15 protein-coding genes and 1 pseudogene are annotated in these 17,715 nt (G+C 34.8%); 5 read left to right on the top strand and 11 right to left on the bottom strand.

The features are described from left to right. Positions 1–320 precede the first annotated feature (320 nt). Positions 321–2,045: a sulfate adenylyltransferase gene (locus BGM26_RS04645; RefSeq protein ID WP_217038548.1), complete on the bottom strand. Its 1,725-nt coding sequence runs from the start codon at positions 2,043–2,045 to the stop codon at positions 321–323. Between the two features lie 259 nt (positions 2,046–2,304). On the opposite strand from BGM26_RS04645, the gene BGM26_RS04640 reads away from it, so the two are divergent. The 3 genes from BGM26_RS04640 to BGM26_RS04630 all read left to right on the top strand — a co-directional run bounded on the left by BGM26_RS04640 (position 2,305) and on the right by BGM26_RS04630 (position 5,410). Then, positions 2,305–2,841 carry an ECF transporter S component gene (locus tag BGM26_RS04640; protein ID WP_217038547.1) on the top strand — a complete coding sequence of 179 codons (537 nt, stop codon included), beginning with the start codon at positions 2,305–2,307 and terminating at the stop codon, positions 2,839–2,841. A gap of 397 nt (positions 2,842–3,238) precedes the next feature. Beyond that, positions 3,239–4,609 (top strand): purine-cytosine permease family protein, encoded by a 1,371-nt coding sequence (locus BGM26_RS04635; RefSeq protein ID WP_254119018.1) that lies wholly within the window; start codon positions 3,239–3,241, stop codon positions 4,607–4,609. 3 nt (positions 4,610–4,612) lie between these two features. Continuing rightward, positions 4,613–5,410 (top strand): carbon-nitrogen hydrolase family protein, encoded by a 798-nt coding sequence (locus BGM26_RS04630; protein WP_217038546.1) that lies wholly within the window; start codon positions 4,613–4,615, stop codon positions 5,408–5,410. An 845-nt stretch (positions 5,411–6,255) separates the two neighbouring features. Here the strand turns inward: BGM26_RS04630 and gerQ are convergent. The 3 genes from gerQ to thrC form a co-directional block, all read right to left on the bottom strand. Next, positions 6,256–6,717 carry a spore coat protein GerQ gene (gene gerQ / locus BGM26_RS04625; RefSeq protein WP_217038545.1) on the bottom strand — a complete coding sequence of 154 codons (462 nt, stop codon included), beginning with the start codon at positions 6,715–6,717 and terminating at the stop codon, positions 6,256–6,258. A 23-nt stretch (positions 6,718–6,740) separates the two neighbouring features. Beyond that, the gene (locus BGM26_RS04620; protein WP_302053215.1) at positions 6,741–7,163 is read right to left on the bottom strand and encodes a cell wall hydrolase; all 423 of its coding nucleotides are present in this window, start codon (positions 7,161–7,163) and stop codon (positions 6,741–6,743) included. A 608-nt stretch (positions 7,164–7,771) separates the two neighbouring features. Continuing rightward, entirely contained in the window at positions 7,772–9,172 is a 1,401-nt protein-coding gene (thrC, locus tag BGM26_RS04615) for a threonine synthase (protein WP_217038543.1), read from the bottom strand. 491 nt (positions 9,173–9,663) lie between these two features. Here thrC and BGM26_RS04610 point away from each other — a divergent pair, with 491 nt between their 5' ends. Next, the gene (locus BGM26_RS04610) at positions 9,664–10,446 is read left to right on the top strand and encodes a hypothetical protein (RefSeq protein ID WP_217038542.1); all 783 of its coding nucleotides are present in this window, start codon (positions 9,664–9,666) and stop codon (positions 10,444–10,446) included. Between the two features lie 293 nt (positions 10,447–10,739). On the opposite strand, the gene BGM26_RS04605 is transcribed toward BGM26_RS04610, so the two are convergent. The 4 genes and pseudogenes from BGM26_RS04605 to BGM26_RS04590 form a co-directional block, all read right to left on the bottom strand. After that, on the bottom strand, positions 10,740–11,744 hold the full coding sequence (locus BGM26_RS04605) for an HNH endonuclease (RefSeq protein WP_217038541.1): 1,005 nt from the start codon (positions 11,742–11,744) through the stop codon (positions 10,740–10,742). 35 nt (positions 11,745–11,779) lie between these two features. Then, entirely contained in the window at positions 11,780–12,103 is a 324-nt protein-coding gene (locus BGM26_RS04600) for a nucleoside triphosphate pyrophosphohydrolase (protein ID WP_217038540.1), read from the bottom strand. 464 nt (positions 12,104–12,567) lie between these two features. After that, positions 12,568–12,723: pseudogene (locus BGM26_RS21795) on the bottom strand (DUF4062 domain-containing protein); the annotation flags it as partial. Between the two features lie 534 nt (positions 12,724–13,257). Further along, on the bottom strand, positions 13,258–13,626 hold the full coding sequence (locus BGM26_RS04590) for a hypothetical protein (protein WP_254119016.1): 369 nt from the start codon (positions 13,624–13,626) through the stop codon (positions 13,258–13,260). A gap of 94 nt (positions 13,627–13,720) precedes the next feature. On the opposite strand from BGM26_RS04590, the gene BGM26_RS04585 reads away from it, so the two are divergent. Further along, positions 13,721–14,017, top strand: a complete 297-nt coding sequence (locus BGM26_RS04585) for a hypothetical protein (RefSeq protein WP_217038538.1) — start codon at positions 13,721–13,723, stop codon at positions 14,015–14,017. Positions 14,018–14,198: 181 nt separating this feature from the next. Here the strand turns inward: BGM26_RS04585 and BGM26_RS04580 are convergent, their stop codons facing one another. From BGM26_RS04580 to BGM26_RS04570, 3 genes are read right to left on the bottom strand one after another with little or no spacing between them, the layout of a single operon-like run. Then, positions 14,199–16,145 carry an AAA family ATPase gene (locus tag BGM26_RS04580; protein ID WP_217038537.1) on the bottom strand — a complete coding sequence of 649 codons (1,947 nt, stop codon included), beginning with the start codon at positions 16,143–16,145 and terminating at the stop codon, positions 14,199–14,201. After that, positions 16,145–16,627 carry an ABC-three component system middle component 2 gene (locus BGM26_RS04575; protein ID WP_217038536.1) on the bottom strand — a complete coding sequence of 161 codons (483 nt, stop codon included), beginning with the start codon at positions 16,625–16,627 and terminating at the stop codon, positions 16,145–16,147. The genes BGM26_RS04580 and BGM26_RS04575 overlap by 1 nt, the downstream gene beginning before the upstream one ends. Continuing rightward, a complete protein-coding gene (locus BGM26_RS04570; protein WP_217038535.1) occupies positions 16,620–17,708 on the bottom strand; it encodes a hypothetical protein in 1,089 nt (362 codons plus the stop codon). The genes BGM26_RS04575 and BGM26_RS04570 overlap by 8 nt, the downstream gene beginning before the upstream one ends. Positions 17,709–17,715 lie beyond the last annotated feature (7 nt).

The following is a 17,715-nucleotide window of genomic DNA, read 5'->3' as shown; positions in this document are numbered from 1 at the left end:
CATCATATATATGTCCGATTTATTGGTTAAATTTCCTTTTTTACAGAAAATCTAGAAAAATAGTCTTTATTTAAGGTTCTAAAAGATTGTTATTTTAAAAAATGTTTTTTATGAAGTTGATTGGACGTAGAGAAAGTACTCTGCTCTAACAAAAAAACCACTCAGAAACGTTGAACAAACAACATTTATGAGCGGTTAAAATGAGATCATTTTTATAGATTCCCGTGAAACGTGTCCTATGTCAAACACCCAAACGGCACAAACCATGAAAAAGCTTCTCGCAAAAAATTTGGCAAGTCCTTATCCTAGCCTTTTTTATACTACTCTTCGTCACTTCCTCGATAGCGTTTATATGGTAGTGGGTTCCAAATTCGGTATTGCAGCTCCTCAGCACGGAGTGAAGACGGAATATCGTCGAATATTTTCCGTGCAACTTCTAATTCGCGCTCTGCTTCACCCTTATCTTGATACATAAATTCATCTGATGCTTCGTCTGGTGCTTTATCCACTTTTTCTTCTAAATACTCAACAACCATTTCTTGTTGTTTATAGATAGATTCACGAGCAGCAGCTACCCAATCAGGCTGGGCGGAACGAAGTGTGTCAGAAACAAAACTAAACTCTTTAAATATTCCATCATAAATCTGATCAGCATTCGATCGAACATCCATAATAGCTGCTTCCAGATCTTCGATTGTTAGTTGTTCTAACTCAAGAGGCGTTTTTCGCTTTGGTCCGCCTATTCTAGATCTATTTAAATAATATGGGAAGATACTTTTAATCGTTTTGCCAACTGGAGCTATGGCTTGGTTATTCTCGTCTACACCCTTTGGCTGAACCCCTTGCATCGCAATCCGGGCTGATTCTGGTCTAACAATTTCCTTCGGAGGCAATACACCGTAACGCAATAATTCCCTAATACCTGTACCAGAAATATTAATTCGATACTTCACATCATGAGGACACGTTTGGTCGCTTGCAAGACTATCACATCGAGTACAATAAAATACTTCATGGAAAAGTCGGATATCAATTCCTAGTTCATCTGCTGTAAACTCATCAAAAATGGTATGACTAGCATATTTATCATAATAGTCACCAACACCCGCATGATCTCGTCCAATTAGCGCATGAGTACAACCATAGTTTTTCATAATTAAGGCATGAAGTACCGCTTCACGAGGGCCAGCGAAGATATATGTAACCCTTAATGGTGCAAGAATTGTTCTTTCTTTCGGGTAATATGTATCCAAAACACTACGGTAGGACAACATACGAAACTCATGACGAGTATATTCACGTTTTGCAAGTTCTACTAGTGGCTGAACAAACAAACCATCCAACTCTTCTAATGCATTTCTATGTATATACTCATGTCCACGGTGTAAAGGGTTTGCTCCAGTGATAAATCCTCCAACTGATTTAAACTTCTTCTCCTCGTAAAATAGTTTCCACGTTTCTTTTGGCTCCATTCTTATTTTTTCAAATGGCCCCCAATGTACCCGGCGAAGCAATTGGATTGGGCCACCTAATGCAGTATCACCCATCCGTCGATAAATGGAATCTACACCAGGATGGTTGCGGTCATTCGTACCGAAAAGTTGCGTTGCACGGAAGTCCCGATCGTAATGAAAGATATCATCCAATTTAAGAATGGCGACTGGCTCTCTCGTTCCATCCACAAGGGCTACTTCATCCCCAATTGACAATGACTGAATAATCTGTTTATTCATGTCGCCAATTGGTGCAAAACTGAGCGGCACTGGCCAAACCAATCCATTTTTTAATCGGCCATCCAAAAGAACAGACTTGTAATCCTCCTCAACCATAAAACCTTCATTAGGAGATAATACCCCTGTTGCTATCATTTCAAGTGTAATGACCGCCTCCAAATCAACCATAATCATAGGTAACTGCTTCGCCCTTTCCATCGCTTCATCACGTTCTTTACCCGCAAGAACACGATTAACTAATTTCCCACCATGCGGTTGTTGTGGGTAACTCGCTATTTTCTTCTCATCCAATACATCAATATTTTGATTCATCATATATCCCTCCCTAAATATATCTTACTATTCTATAGATATTCCTAATATCCTTCTATTTTTGTAAAATTTAGATAATTAATAGGGAAAGTGATGGAATTAGTTCGGACAGATTCCATATTCCAAGCAAGACTATAGACCTACACCTCCGTCACATGCTATATTTCCATACTTCTCTTTTATTAAATAGTAAGATATCTATTTATTAAATATCCAATTAGCAGTATGATAATATATAAAAAATGAAAGAGGCAATCCTATGAATTCAACAGTCTTACAGACAGAATCAACGAAAACAAAAACATTAGTAATCAATGCACTTTTCATTGCACTTACCCTTGTAGCTACAATGTTCATCAACATAAAGCTCCCAATAATGGGCAATGGAGGCCTAATCCATCTGGGGAACGTGCCTCTATTTATTGCAGCCTTGGTTTACGGCAAAAAGACCGGGGCCGTAGCAGGAGCCTTCGGAATGGGCTTCTTCGATCTTCTCTCTGGTTGGGCTGCCTGGGCACCGTTTACATTCATTATCGTAGGTACAATGGGCTTTTTAGCCGGCCTCATATCCGAAAAGGTACCCGGCAAAAGGGTAGTTGTAAACACACTGGCAGTTATTGTTGCATTAATAATAAAAATCGTGGGCTACTATTTTGCCGAAGTGATTATTTACAGTAACTGGATACTTCCATTCGGCTCTATCCCTGGAAACGTTATGCAGGTAGTAATTGCAGGGATAATTGTAGTGCCAATAGTGGGACGCTTAAAAAGAACTGGGCAATTCAATCAATTGTAGCAGGGATAGTTCCGGATAAAGCGATACTCCAAAAGGAAATACATAGAATATACAGTAAAGAGCTGCGTCTATGCAGCTCTTTTTCATTACGAAATATGTTGAACTAGACTTTATTCAAATAATGGGCGTACAGCTTATTTTATAAAAAGCATTGAATTAATGCAATAATGAATCACAATTCAAATATAAATCAATCCTAGTCTGTTTAATTCATTTATGAATTAACTAAGCCTTAATTTGTTTGAATATTCTTTATTTATAAGGTGGCACAAATCTTGCTTTTAATATAAATATTGTAAAAAAAATTAGGAGGTTCATTATGTATCAACCAAAAGATTCGTTACCTTGCTATCAGTAAAATAGACTGAATATTATTAAAATTAAGGAGTGGTGTTCATTGAGTGAACTTGTAAATCATTTTGGGCATGATAATATTTCTCCAACGGCAAGAAATAATAGGAGTATGACTTTTTTTACGACTTTTGCTTTATGGCTTTCAGCGAATGTCGTCATTACAACAGTAATGACAGGAATGATGTTTGTTCCGGATATTTCATTCAAAGCTACCATATTAGCCATACTTATTGGCTCCGCTATCGGAGGTATTCCTCTCGCGCTAACAGGAAATATCGGTATACGGACAGGTCTTTCAACAATGGTCATTACAAGGGGGGCATTCGGCCAAAAGGGAGCTGTTCTCCCCGCTATTGTTAATACAATCATTCTAATTGGCTGGAGTTGGATCCAAGCTTATATGGCTGGTTTAAGTCTTAATTACGCGGTAAATTATATGACCGGCTATAGCAATATCAATCTCTTCGTCATCATAACAGAAGTGCTAGTCGTTTCCATTACCATCTATGGGCACCGTGGTGTTGAAAGAATTGAAAGTTTGTTCTCGATAGTGATGCTTATTCTTTCAGCCATTGTTTTTATCAAGCTATTCACAACAGGTGACGCCGCCTCCTTGATCAATATGAAGGCAAGTGAAAACCCTGCCATTACAGGTATTATTGCATTTGATATTGTCGTTGCAACTGCCTTTTCATGGATGTCATCCGTTTGTGACTATAATCGAAATTGTAAATCTGAAAAAAGCGGCATGTGGGGAACTTACCTTGGGTACCTTACAGCTGCACTTATAGCAATGGGACTTGGTGCTGTTGTAAGTGGATTTAGTATTCTGTCAAATATGGAACGCACATATGACATCATTATTTTATTGTCATCGTACGGATTTGGTTTTATTGCTTCAATTGTCGTGTTTTTCTCAGTAGTAACAACAAATGTAATGGCTCTTTATAGTGCGACAATGTCATTTATGAATGTTTTCCCTAAGCTTGGATTTTGGAAGCCGACTCTTATTTTGGGCATTTTGTGTACAACTGGCGCCTTGTTAAAAGAAGCCTTAATGAATAACTTTTTTAACTTTGTTTTATTAGTCGCAACATTATTTATACCTGTATTTGCGATTGTCCTCGTAGATTACTTTATTATTAAAAAAGGGCATTACGATGCTGATGACATCGCATTCGATACTAAAGGGATATATCAATATCGAAATGGCGTAAACTACGCTGCCTTTATTTCTTTTTTTGCAGGAGCAATCTTTGCCTATTATTTCACTTATGTTCATCCAATAAGCATCGGTTCTACAATTCTTACTTTTGTTATTTCAGGCGTTTCTTATTGGGTTTTGATGGTGTTTTCAAAGCAAGCATCGGTAGAACAGAATACGGGACGGGAAACCACAAAACTGGAGGCATAAATAATGGAGAAAAATATTCAAATCAGTGTTGCTCAAGCATCTTTTAAGAATGGGGATATCCCTTATAACTTAAGCCGTATGGAAAATATGATCAAACAGTGTAAAAAGGAGAATCCATCAGCCAGGCTGATCGTATTCCCTGAACTTTCTGCAACAGGTTACTTTCTCACTTCATCGTTAAAAGAGATGGCTGAGGATATGAATGGGTCTATTTTTCAGTTTATGAGTAAAGTTGCCGGAGAGAATAATCTATATGTCGTGTATGGCTATGTGGAACTCGATCAATCTGGTCAAATCTACAACTCCATTAAACTGATCGATCCAAACGGAATTGCGCTTGCAAACTATCGTAAAATTCATCTTACACCACTTGAAAGAGATATCTTCAGTCCGGGTTCAGAAATAATTTTAGCCGATACGGAAATTGGGAAAATTGGGTTAATGATTTGCTGGGATCTCGCCTTCCCGGAACTTGCCCGTCAATTAGCCTTACAAGGTGCAAATATCCTTGTAGCACCAAGTGCGTGGGAAAACCCGTTTTCCTCTTCATTTACGACATTCGGCATGGCAAGGGCAATAGATAATACAGTCTATGTAGCTGCCACTAATCACATAGGTCCATCGGAAAATCTCTCATTCTTTGGGGAGTCAGCTATCTATGCTCCTGATGGAACAGTCATTGCCTCAGCTAAAGATGGTGCAGAGGTGATAATTGCTGCAGATTTGAATGATGCGTGGCGAAAAGAATTAAAGGATACATTTTATACAATGCTTCAGGAAAGACGGACAGATGTTTATTAAAATTAAGGGCAAATGATATTTAATGATAAAGAAGTCTCCAGTCCTTATTCGGTCTCTTGCACTTTTGTCGGGTGATTAGATGAATTCATAGCGAGACTTTAATGTCTTTATGCCTCGTTCCTCTAAAAAAATGTTATAAAGCTAATGGGCAGTAATGTTTATTATGGTGATTCTCTTCAAAAATACCAGCAAAGAAGAAGAGACTATAAAACCGTATTAGTTTTAGTCCCTTCTTCCTTGTTAATATATTAGTAACGAAAAAAACGCTGAACATTTACGGTTTAGCATAATAGCTTTCTTTGATATTTACATTGGGCATGCGCTTTCTTAATTCTGATGAGAATAAAGTTTTATCTTTCGGAGATATTTTCATACTTCCTATTCCTGAATTGAAGTTTAACATTGAGCCATCTCTAGAAGATAAGATTCTATACCCTACCAATAAGTCTGTAGTTGTAAACTCTAATGACCTTCATCCATTTTTCTTACGATGGTTCCAAATCCGACTCCTTGCATATATAATGAAAAAATTTTCCTCACAGGTTCTATTGTTGCATCATTTCTTGAATCTAATTTATTTTCCTTAAAAAAGTAGCCATAAGGAGGATTTGAGTCTTTCCCCCCCTTTAGTGAAGCTGTTTTTATACCGGTAGAGATTCTCTGACTCTTCTCGTGAAACCAAGCATGACCGAATTTATCATATGTATTATCTTCAAATGTGTTAATAGCACCAGCGAAACAGTTCGCTTCAATTTATTGCCGAATTTGCAATCTATATTGGTCCGAACTAAAAAAACCGCTCATTTTCCAAAAAGAAGTAAGCGGGTTTTAAGTGTTCTACTAACTCAGTCCGATGTTGTCAGGGACGCCTGGACATCCGGACTGATTTTCGGGTAAGGATAGTTAATTTTCTCCTCGAATTCTACCCAGTCGAGATTTGCCATCATCAGTAAGTAGCGTTTGCCGCTGGACGGGTCGCTGATGATGATGTGGTCACGACCAGCCGTTTCTACGCGGCCGTGGTATACCATCGCATTCCATCTGTTGTTACCTTGGTAAGTAAAGTAGAATGTACCAACCTTACCTTTGTTGATGCGTAAAATATTTTCGATAAATGATTCTTCGATCGCGCCTCCCAGAAGTTGCTGTGCAGTCCCCATTGGTACCGTCGGAACGGCATACGAGGGTCCAGAATGCATAGCCATCAGAGAGCCAGCAGGTTGTGCGCCGTTGCTCCGCATCATGTAAGCTGGATAATAACCATGATAATAATTCGTTGGATAATAAGTAGAGTCTTCGTAAGTCATGAGAAGATCAGCTCCTCTTTAATTTATCTATAAAACTCTGGGCAATAGCCTTGAACCGCGACATAGAAGCAATGGTTCCTGTGCGCAAAATCGAACTTCGTCATAGGGGATCTTGGCATCGTTTCGGTACAAGGAGCTCGGTACTTTTTCCCCGGACTAGGGTTAAAAAACCACAAACTCATTCTTGAACGAGGTTCCCTATAACCCTGTAACAAACTCCTAGCCCTCTGGAGGTCAGCTTCTTTGGGACGTTGTGTATACAATGTTCCATTTAAGACAGGCTCGAAGTGAGGAATACCAGTTCCAGGTATGGTTTGATAGATCGCATGTCTGATATTACGCAACCCTTTGAAGTCAGGAGGACAGTCAGCCTCGACTCGATTGGCCACAACCGTTCCTACCATGTTCATCCCTTGAACGCCTTCGCTGAGCGCTTCCGCTAGCATGAGCCTCGATAACTCCTCCACGTCACGTGAAGTATGTTTTATTGGTCTACCCATTTTCTCACCACTTTCGGCTTCTACAAGTAACTTATTGCCTGAAGCTGGTTTTGGTACCTTGCCTATCAGCCCAATTATTTTATTTCCATCCGCTGTTCTAACTACAAATACAAAAGCAGCCGCTCAAAATATAAAAATGTTTATAAATCCATAGATTATGAATCTCGATTTACTACAGTTTTCTATCTTAATGACTTGTTCTAAAAAAAATTATTTTAGAGGCCATTAGCACTCTTGCTGAAATATAAACCATAAGAAAGACTAGCTACGTTGATTCATGAACATAAAAAAAATATTTTTCAAAACATAAGATAAACCTAAACATATGAATAGAAATAACCCCTGAATTATCTATTCTGCTTAGCATAAATTTCGAAAGCGGATTTACAATTGTCTCCGTATAACGAAAAAGCCGCACAAGTGAGGAATCACCGTGCGGTTGAATAATCTTGGAGTTTCATTTCATGTAAAAGTCCTGTAATCTTAAGGTTTCCTACAATTGATTTCTCTTACATTAGGTATTTAGTCTGTTAAAGGGTTTATTTCACATTTAATTAAACGGAAGAACTAAAATGCTTCTCTAATTTACGAACGATTTCATTATTTTCGGCCTCGATGACTTCCAGATATTGTGGCTTTTCAAACAATTGACGAATCTGTTCTGGGAATGGCTGCTCAATATGACAAAGTGCAATGGATTCATTGAATTTTACCGGATGTGCGGTTGCAAGTGTGACACATACCTCATTTGGGTCATTACATGCTTCAGATGCAGCGACTCCGCAGGAAGTATGCGGATCAAGTAAATAATTGGTTTCAGCATAATATTTGCTGATGGTTTGCAGGCATTCTTCTCCCTGCACCCCGTGTGCCGAAAAATCTGCTTTTACCTGTCGAAGCAGCTCAGCATTCACAACCATTTTTCCTTCTGACTTGAATTGATCCATTAAAACAGATACTGCGCTTGGATTTTCATCAAGCAAGTAGTACAGATATCGCTCGAAGTTACTGGCTACTTGAATATCCATGGACGGACTATATGTGCTGCAGAACTCACCAAGCTGGTACACGCCATCCTTGATAAAATGTTCTAAAATATTATTTTCATTTGTTGCGACAATGAGCTTCCCGACAGGAAGACCCATTCTCTTCGCCAAATAACCGGCAAAGATGTCCCCAAAATTTCCAGTCGGCACACTAAAGTTCAGGCTCTTAATGTCTTTGTCTTTTGCCACCTGGAAATACGCATAGAAATAATAAACAGTTTGAGCTAAAATCCGGGCAAAGTTAATCGAGTTAATCGCACGCAAATGATATTTCTCTTTGAATTCCAAATCAGCGAATAATTCCTTAATAATTCTCTGGCCATCATCAAATGTTCCTTTTATCGCTAAATTCAAAACGCTTTCGTCATGAACTGTCGTCATTTGCAGCTCTTGTACCTTACTTACTTTCCCATGAGGGTGCAAAATACAAATTCGGATCCCTTCTTTTCCTCTTACGCCCTCAATGGCGGATGCCCCTGTATCCCCTGAAGTAGCCCCAACAATATTGATCGTGACACCTGTCTTCTTTGCGATATAGGAATACAAATTCCCTAAAAACTGTAGAGCCACATCTTTAAAAGCAAAAGTAGGACCATGGAACAGTTCTAATACATAAAGGTTATCCTTTACCTTTTGAACAGGCGTTACCTCAGGGTGGCGGAAGGTTCCATAGCTTTTCCCGATTAATTCCTTAAGTTCATTTTCCGGAATTTCCCCATCAACATAATAGGAAATGATTTCGTATGCCAATTCCTGATAAGTCATCTGTGCCATTGCCTGCAGCTTTTCCGCAGTAACTTGCGGGATTTTTTCCGGAACTAAAAGACCTCCATCTGTTGCCAGTCCCATTAAGACTGTTTCAATAAAACCAATTTTACTTACATTCCCGCGTGTACTAATATATTTCATCATATCCTCCAGAAAATAAAGATTTATTACTATCGTTACCTAGAATTAGCTGTGAGTCAATATGGAATCGAAGTATTTGCTGAAATATTCAATTTTTTTTATGACTGTGCTTCAAAGTACGGAAAAAACGTCTTTTGGAATCTCTTGTTTTAGGATGTTAACAGCGGTCCATTGCTTCATAGTGTACCTCAGTAGTTCCTAAGGGATTTTACTATTTTACTATTTTACTATTTTACTATTTTACTATATTCACCTAATTTTCACTATATTTCCATAACTAAATAGGCCATGAAATTATCAATCGTCTTTAATTCGACTTATTGGTATGATTTTAGATTATTCACTGGTTGAATGAGCTCATTTAAGAAGTATATTCCTTTGAATTTCCATTCTGTTTTGCGTGTCACAATTCTGTAACCAATATCGGCTTTTCATACTGTCCTTTTCAGCCCTTCATCACTATATGAAGTGTGAAAGGGTGGTGCAATTAAATGAATTTAAAATCAGGCAGGATTGATCAATTTGAACACTTTTCTTCGTTTGCAGATCTTCAAGAGTTTAATCGCCATATGGAGATGTGGATGGCGGTATATAAGCATGAATTTTCAAAAGGTGAGCTAGTCGGTTTGAAACGGCTGGTCCGTTTTTCTGCCAAAATACCCGGAGTCTGTAATGCGAAAATTGGCACTATCTTAAAAGCGATTCATGAAGAATACGATAACAATGGCATTTCCCGCTCTACTTTTAAAAGAATGATCGTGAAAGCAGCAGCACTTGGGATTTTTACTGTCCATGAAACAGAAAGAAAAAACGGTTCTCAATCTAGCAATCTTTATGTATTCAATCGTTTTCCTAAATGTGAACCACCTAAAAAGGAACAATTGAACCACCCTAATAAAACTATCAATCTTTCTAAAACTAAAATTAAAAAGAATATTAAACGTAAAGAAGCGGACCTTGATTACACATTTACAAATGATCGAGTACCCCAACCCTTTGTTGAAATCGTAAAGTGCTTTTTTTCGGAAGCAAAAACGATTGAAGAATTTTGGAGAATGACGAAAGTAGCGGCATATAGAAATAACCGGGAAAAAGAAACGGATCAGACCCTCGCCATTTCCATCCGGTCATTTAAGCAATTGATTCGCAAAATAAAAACAAAAAACGCACCTAAAAATGCGATCGCCTATTTTTATGGCATTTTGGAGAAAAAATTTGAAGAGCTTTACTTTGAGGAGCTATTTGAGATGGGGTTTATTAGGAATGAACTATGATTGGTAAATAAGGGGAATTGCGTATTATCAGCCTATTAAGCCAAATAATTGAGCCCTTTTTATCAAAAATCAGATTATTTCACTACTTTTCCATAGCTAACAGCGTATGACCCAATTAGCGAATTTCCTTGAGGAATTACGTTAATGTTTTGTGTATGAACATTGATTGAAGTAATATTTCAACCATGAAAAAACTCGATCCAGGACGTATGGACCGAGCTATCTTTAATTTTTATCTATACCAGTAATGTTTTGCCTGCACAATATGGCATTTCTACCGATATTTCATCAATTTAAGGGTGGCAGATTTTTTTCCTAGGTTTCCATATATCTGTATAACCATTGTCTATTGAATATTCATAAAGGTCCTGTAACTTTTTACTAGTGTAAACCTTCATGTCCTCTCTATTTTTCAGTGAAGGTGATGCTAGGAAACTACTATTGCGATCCATTAACGCTTCTAAAAAGAAATCCATCGCTAGTTTGTCGTTTTTTGAAAGATTGCAAGTAGAACACGCAATGACTAAATTCCAGAGCTGATCTGCTTGAACAAAACTCCATGGAATAAAATGATCGACATGTGCCTGGTCCTTCTTTTTAATACTTTTTTTACAATAAAAGCATGTTCCATCATAAAAAGATGACAAGACCTGATAAAATGGATCTAAAGAAGAACGCTTCGATACATTCTCAACTTTCAATAAAAGCTTTGTAGTATCTCCCTGTTCATTGAACTTTTCCAAAAATAAGGCTAAATGATAATTTGACATATACCTTAGCACACGCTGAAACCGCTGCATAAAAGAGTAAAAAGCAGAATTAAAGCGAATATATTCCCGTTCATTATCAAAATCATATATGGTGCCAGCTGTATCACCGTAAATGGCTCCCATCACATTAAGCTTACATTTCCTTTTTACCTTATTGACTAAAAATATTTGCAATTCATCTGAAAGTTTATCAAACACAAATGTATCCGGAATTTGATACTTTGATTGCGCATCCAAAAGAATTCTCTGAACTTCTGCTTTCTTACCGACCATATTAATCTGATGGAGATCATGATGAACAACTAGATTCCAATATATCTGAGAAAAGCTATTGAACAGAATATCGTAATTCAATTCAAGCTTTTCATTCACATTATAGAGGTTCTCAATCAACGATTTAATCAGAACGAATTTGTATGTCGTTGAATTTCGTGATTTAGCAGAAAAAATAAAATTAAAATGCCCCCATATTTCTTTATCTGTTAAATATGCAGCCTTCATTTCCCCAACCTGCAGTTTATGACTCATAGCTCACCTGTTCTCTAAGCAAGTAAAACCTCATATTAATCTTCAACCTCAATCAGAAATATTTTTTCACGAAATTGCCCTCGCTTCTCCGCCTTCTCCTTTCGAACTTCCTCTACTTTATCAAAGGATGCACCGTGATAATTGGCAAGTGCATGAATAATTTCTAATACATCTGCCAATTCTTCAATGGCATCTTCGTTGCTTGTTGTGTTCATGTATTCTTTTAGCTCTTCAAAACTCTTATTCTTCAGTTCATTTATGTATTCGTTGCCGTCTAGGATTCTGGTAGAAAATTGCTTTCCGGTGTTCTCGATAATTTCTGGGATGCGGTCGCGGACTAGTTTGTTGTAAACAGGCATACAAATAACCCTCCAGATATTAATAAAACCATTATAGCAAATTAGGTTGGTTAATAATTAATAAATATTAATTATCTGAATACGACATTAAATGTAAAAAAGTCCTGAAATCACGAGAAGATTTTAGGACTTTAGAAAAAAATATTTTGAGTGACCTCTACCATGTCAATCTTATATAGCAAAATCAATTTAGTCCTGCTGAAAATAATCTACTTTAATATTAAAAAAATTAATTATACAAGCTCTCCTATTTCCCATATTAATAAGGGACACCAACGTATCTCTCTTCAAAACTATTTATTTCTGATATTACCATATTATACATTATATACTGTTTCTATTTTGGCCATTTTCCCTTTAAAGTAACAGAATCAGTCATCTAATTAGATAAATCTTAAAAGAGGAAAATAACTTTCTCCTCATTTCAATAATAAACAATTATGAGCTGATTTCACCCTGTTCTACTAAAGTAATTGAATTTTTTTCTGTTTTATGGCTTCCTTATATTCTGCATTTGTTATTGAATTTTGGGCACCATTAAATTTACCTCCATACCGCCCACCAATTATTAAAACAAATATTTGACAATTTGGGACTTCATCCAAACAAGTATCATGAGTGTGTGATTGTGGATTTTAATACACATCTCCATCTTCACTTAGAATAGGCTCATATCCTAGTGTTCTTACAAAGTATTTTATATTTTCCAATATATATTATAAATCATAGCAAGTAGAACTAATAAATACCTTTGGACTAGCCAATACTTTCTTCCCCCTTTTATCCAAAACCTTATTACTTAACTTATCTAGTAATATTTTAGCATTTAAACATTTGCGTTTTTTTCCTTATAAACAATAATTTGCAATTAAACTTTTTCAAAACTTTTTTCTATTTATGATACGCCTCACCGTATTTAAGAGGCAAAAAACAGACAGGATAAATACTTTTCCTGTCTGTTAATAGATCATATTATTTTTCATAAAGGAACACGATTTTGAGTCCCAAAAATATCCTATCTGCTTATTATGTTAGGAACAACAACAGTTGATGAATTTTTTTATTTTTCCGATTAACACGATTACTGACAATTATGCCTTTGGTTTGTATTATCGTCAAGCATTAACTAGTTTGTTTATTGAATTTTGCTTGACCTATTTGTTTATATTTTTTATCAAGTTAGCTTCATATTGTCTTGCTTCTTCCTCAATTTCAAACTCAGCCAAAATTTTATAAAGGATCTTCCCTTCTTGCATCAATCTTCTATGTTCAGAGTTTCTTCTATTTGTATATCTTCTGCAACGATACCAGACTCCACTTCCGACATAAACAACTTCACCTTTATTCCAATGCTCATATACAATATAGTTGTTTACTTTTCTAAGTTCATTTGGGTTTATATGATATTTTTTTATAAGTTGAATTATTTTCTGAAAAGTAGTCCCATAAATCTTAGCTATATCTTGATTGGTCATTTTATCAGATAAATGTTGAACTAATTGTTTTTTATTTGGTAGCACCATAATCACCTCTTTATTCTTTGTATCTGCTCTAAATCATTTGTAAAAAGGTGTGGTAAAATATTTTTAAAGAAGACAAAAGAAAGGAGTTTTTAAAATGCAAACTGCTGAGGAAATCTTAGAACAAGAAATTTTGAATATAAAAAAGGACCTTCAATTTCTATCTAGAAAAATTGGATTACATGATATGTACTTAAATCATATCAATAAAGAAATGGAAGCGAAGGAAGAGCAGCTTCATGAACAAAAGCATACTGCCGAAGAAATGATGGAGATCGTGAAAAATCTTGATAAATGGATGTCTAATGATGAAAGGCATAAATTCTTGACGGAGATGTTTTATGAATTTTACAACAATCAAAATCTTCCGAGAGTAGAAGAAGACTGGGAATAAACATAATGAGGAAAAGCTATGTTTCTGAGGGGCTCTCAGAGAAAATTAACTTATGCCAGTAATATATTCCTATTACTCGTCGCAATACAGAATAATAAAAATCACCTCGATTCCTAAATCGAGGTGATTTTTTGTGAAATAAAATTGATATTTTATTATATTCCAAACTTTAAAGAGCATTTTATGGATTTTCAATATCATCTATTAATCCATAAGGAAGATCCTTTGTTCCTTTTCCATCAAATATTTTAATGAGGTCGTTTTGATTTAAGAAATCTGGATAACCATTGTTTATAACGATCAACTGCAAATCATTAATTATTTCTACTACGTCTTCTTCTTTATCTTTACCACCACTATTAGTAGAATTATTTGTTATTGAAATAAAATACTTAATTATTGAATTAAATATTTCCTCATCTTTAAATTCATCATTATTCTTAGCATCTGCACCAAGATTCTTTCTTGGGGAGTCAATAATTAAAAATCCAGGATGATTTTTGCTATTTGTCTTTAATAAGGCAATAGAAAGAAAGTAAGCCATTGTTGTCATTGTAATTGCTCCACCACTACCTAACTCATCATACTTCACACCACGAACATAAGGTAAATAGTTAGAATCTTTAATATAGGCTTCACTTAATTTTGGAAAATTGAACTCCTTTAGAATGTTACTTAATAAAACAGACAGATCTTTGATAACTTCGTCTTTAGTGATAGTTTCAAGTTGTAAGTTTTCAATTTCCTTTTTTAATCCATCGAATAAATTCTCTTCCTCTAATATTTTTTCGTTTAGTTTAGAAAAATGACTTTTTACTTTTAAATCATTCTCTAATTGTTCCAAGCTTTTGTAAATATTACCGATTTCAAAATTTATTTGTTCAATTTGTTCAATAAATGGACTAATATAGTTATTCCTTAATCTGTCGAGTTCTCTTTGCTTTCTATGTAATTCTTCATTCTTTTCCCTTCTAATCTTTTTTAGATCACTTAAGGAGAATTCCTGTGATTCAATAAAACTAGTTAAAGCATTAAATTTTCTCTTTATTCTAAAAAGTTCACTTTTATATATCCTAATCTCTGATTCCGAAAGATCCCTTAGTTCACTACCACATAAGTTGCAACCTTTTTTTTCTTCGATTGCATTAAGACACGAAGGGCAAATCTCAAAGTCAATTTTATTCAGTACCAGAGCACCTTCTAAGATAAATTCAATTTTTTGAACTTCACTCGAGTATTGATTTCTAAGTAATATTAGTTTTTCTATATATTTAATTTTATCTTGTATTTCCAATTCATAGTTGATAATTTTTTCCTTAAGTTTTGCTATTCCTTCTTCTAAACTTAAAGTAAGTTCATCATCGTACTTTCCTGAAGCTTTTATCTCAACTAATTTTTTATTCTTTTCACCTAGAAGTTGGTTAAGCCTTTCCTTTTCCTTTAAGATTTCATCTACATCCGATATTTTTATCTCTTTTAAAAATTCATAAACACCATCTCTTTTTTTAACTAGAATATTAATATACTGACCCTTTTCTTTTAACTTTTGTCTAAGATTACCTAACAAATCATTATAAATATTAAATATTATTTCAAATGTAGGGCGTCTCTTTATGCTTGAACCCCAGTCCTTTTCCTTCAATAAATTTTCAGAGTCTATAGTTGATTGTCTTACATAACAATACTTGAACAAGTCTCTATAACTGAAAGTTTGATTTGCAACTGTAATATCAGCAAGACCAATTTCATTTAACAAGAAAGCTGATAGTGAAGCTTCATTTGCTGGGCTATCTATTGGCAAAAGCTCAAAATCTTCACTGAAAGAACTTTTTTCTTCTATCCATCTAAATAATTTAACAGGTCTATTAAAATCAAATAATGGCCTAACTATTTTAAATTTACGATCCCCAATAACAAATTGTAACTCTACTTCCTTACAGCTGTTCCTTATCTCAATATAGGCATTATGTTTCTCACTTCCAAAAGCATAATTAATCATTTCAGCAATTGATGATTTCCCAGTTGACATAGGCCCAGAAATAAAATTTAAACCCCTTTTAAATTCTATTTCATAGTTTTTCCTAAATCCTATTAGTATAAGTTTTTCCAAAAATATTCTTTTACTCATCAGTAATCATCCTTATTACTTTTTAACGATTCATTAACAATCTGACTTTCTATTATTGAATCACTTAATTTTGAAATTTCTTTCTTTATATAATCTGCAATACTCTTTAATTCATAAGAATAACTACTTTCTAACCTTTTTAATACATTAATACCTTTTTCATTAATTCGGTAACATAAGTCAGTACCAATGATAATTTTATCAATTAACTTTTTACCAATTAAATAACGAAGATATAAATTATATTCATCTCTATCTGGCTGCCAATGAAAATAGGAATAAAACTCATTAAAATCTTTTGAGTTATTATTTCTTACTTCTTTAGATAGCATTGTTTGAGGGAATTTCATATAAAAATCGTAAAGCATAATTTTATATAAATTTAATTTAAATGTTTTTTTTGTTTCAAATTTTGAAATTAATATTAATATTCTAGTTGAATTTAATATTAAATCCCTATTAACTAAATTCAACTCACCCATCTATACGCTCCCTCTCTTCTAGATAGCTTTTCAACCTATCTTTATAGTTTTTAGTCCATCCAACTTTACATTCATCCGAAAGTTGATGGAGGATCCCTTTTTTTACCAAAAGGGGTAATTCGGGAGTACTTTTAAGTGTACCTTCATTTAAGTCTTCAACTCTTGTATAGACTTTCGTTAACAATTCTCTTCCATCAAAATCATCATTATAGGATAGATGTTGAGTTCGCCAAATACTTTTAATATTATTCTGCAACATAGAAAAACTTTTTACTTCAGTAGATATGTTTCTACTTTCTATTGAAGTCTTTGCAATCTCAGCATTGAAAAATTCTTGTTGATAATCTTCGTGATCAAAGATTTGAGCCGATTCCAACTTAGCTATAAAAATTGACTCAGAAAAGTTACTATCATCGTCCAACTCATATATTTCATCCATTATGAAGTCATGACTAAACTCCTTAATTGGAATATCGAAATGTTGTAAAACGTCTTTTAGCCTTTCAATACTAATACAACCTAAAGATATAGCCTTTCCCCCAGCTTTAGATTCTGTAAGTAAAACTCCTACTAACTGTTTTTTTATAAATAAAGGGGCTCCGGATAAACCTCCAAAATCTTTTATATTTGATGAATGGTTTAGATCTATATCCCAATCAAATGGTCTTGCCATTTGTTGGGTAACCCGTCTAGAAACTTCACTGTTTATCCATTGACCCATTTGCCATTTAACAACCGGATAGCCAAATGTTTCATATCTATCATCTTTTTCTATCTCGTAGTCACAAAAGGATAAATAAACATCGGTTTCTACGCATTCGTCAAGCTCCAGAATAACAATAGGACTATTTATATTTGGAGGTATATCAAGAGGCTTCGCTTTTCGGAAAATGGGTTTACTAGTAATGTTACAAAATTCAAGAAAAATTTGTTTATTTTCATCGTAGTAATCTTCAATAGCATGTCTTGCTGTTATTGCCTTATTAGGCGAGATAAGAAAAGCGGTTGCTTTTTCACAATCTTTTATTTCCCCACATGTTAATTTACATACTGCCTTTTCTAACCTTACAAAATTAGCCATTATTTGT

The sequence above is a fragment of the Bacillus sp. FJAT-29790 genome (genome assembly GCF_019039215.1).
In the GTDB taxonomy this organism is placed as follows: Bacteria; Bacillota; Bacilli; order Bacillales; family Cytobacillaceae; genus Cytobacillus.
The sequence above is the reverse complement of the archived record's forward strand: the minus strand, read 5'-3'. Positions and strand labels throughout refer to the sequence as shown.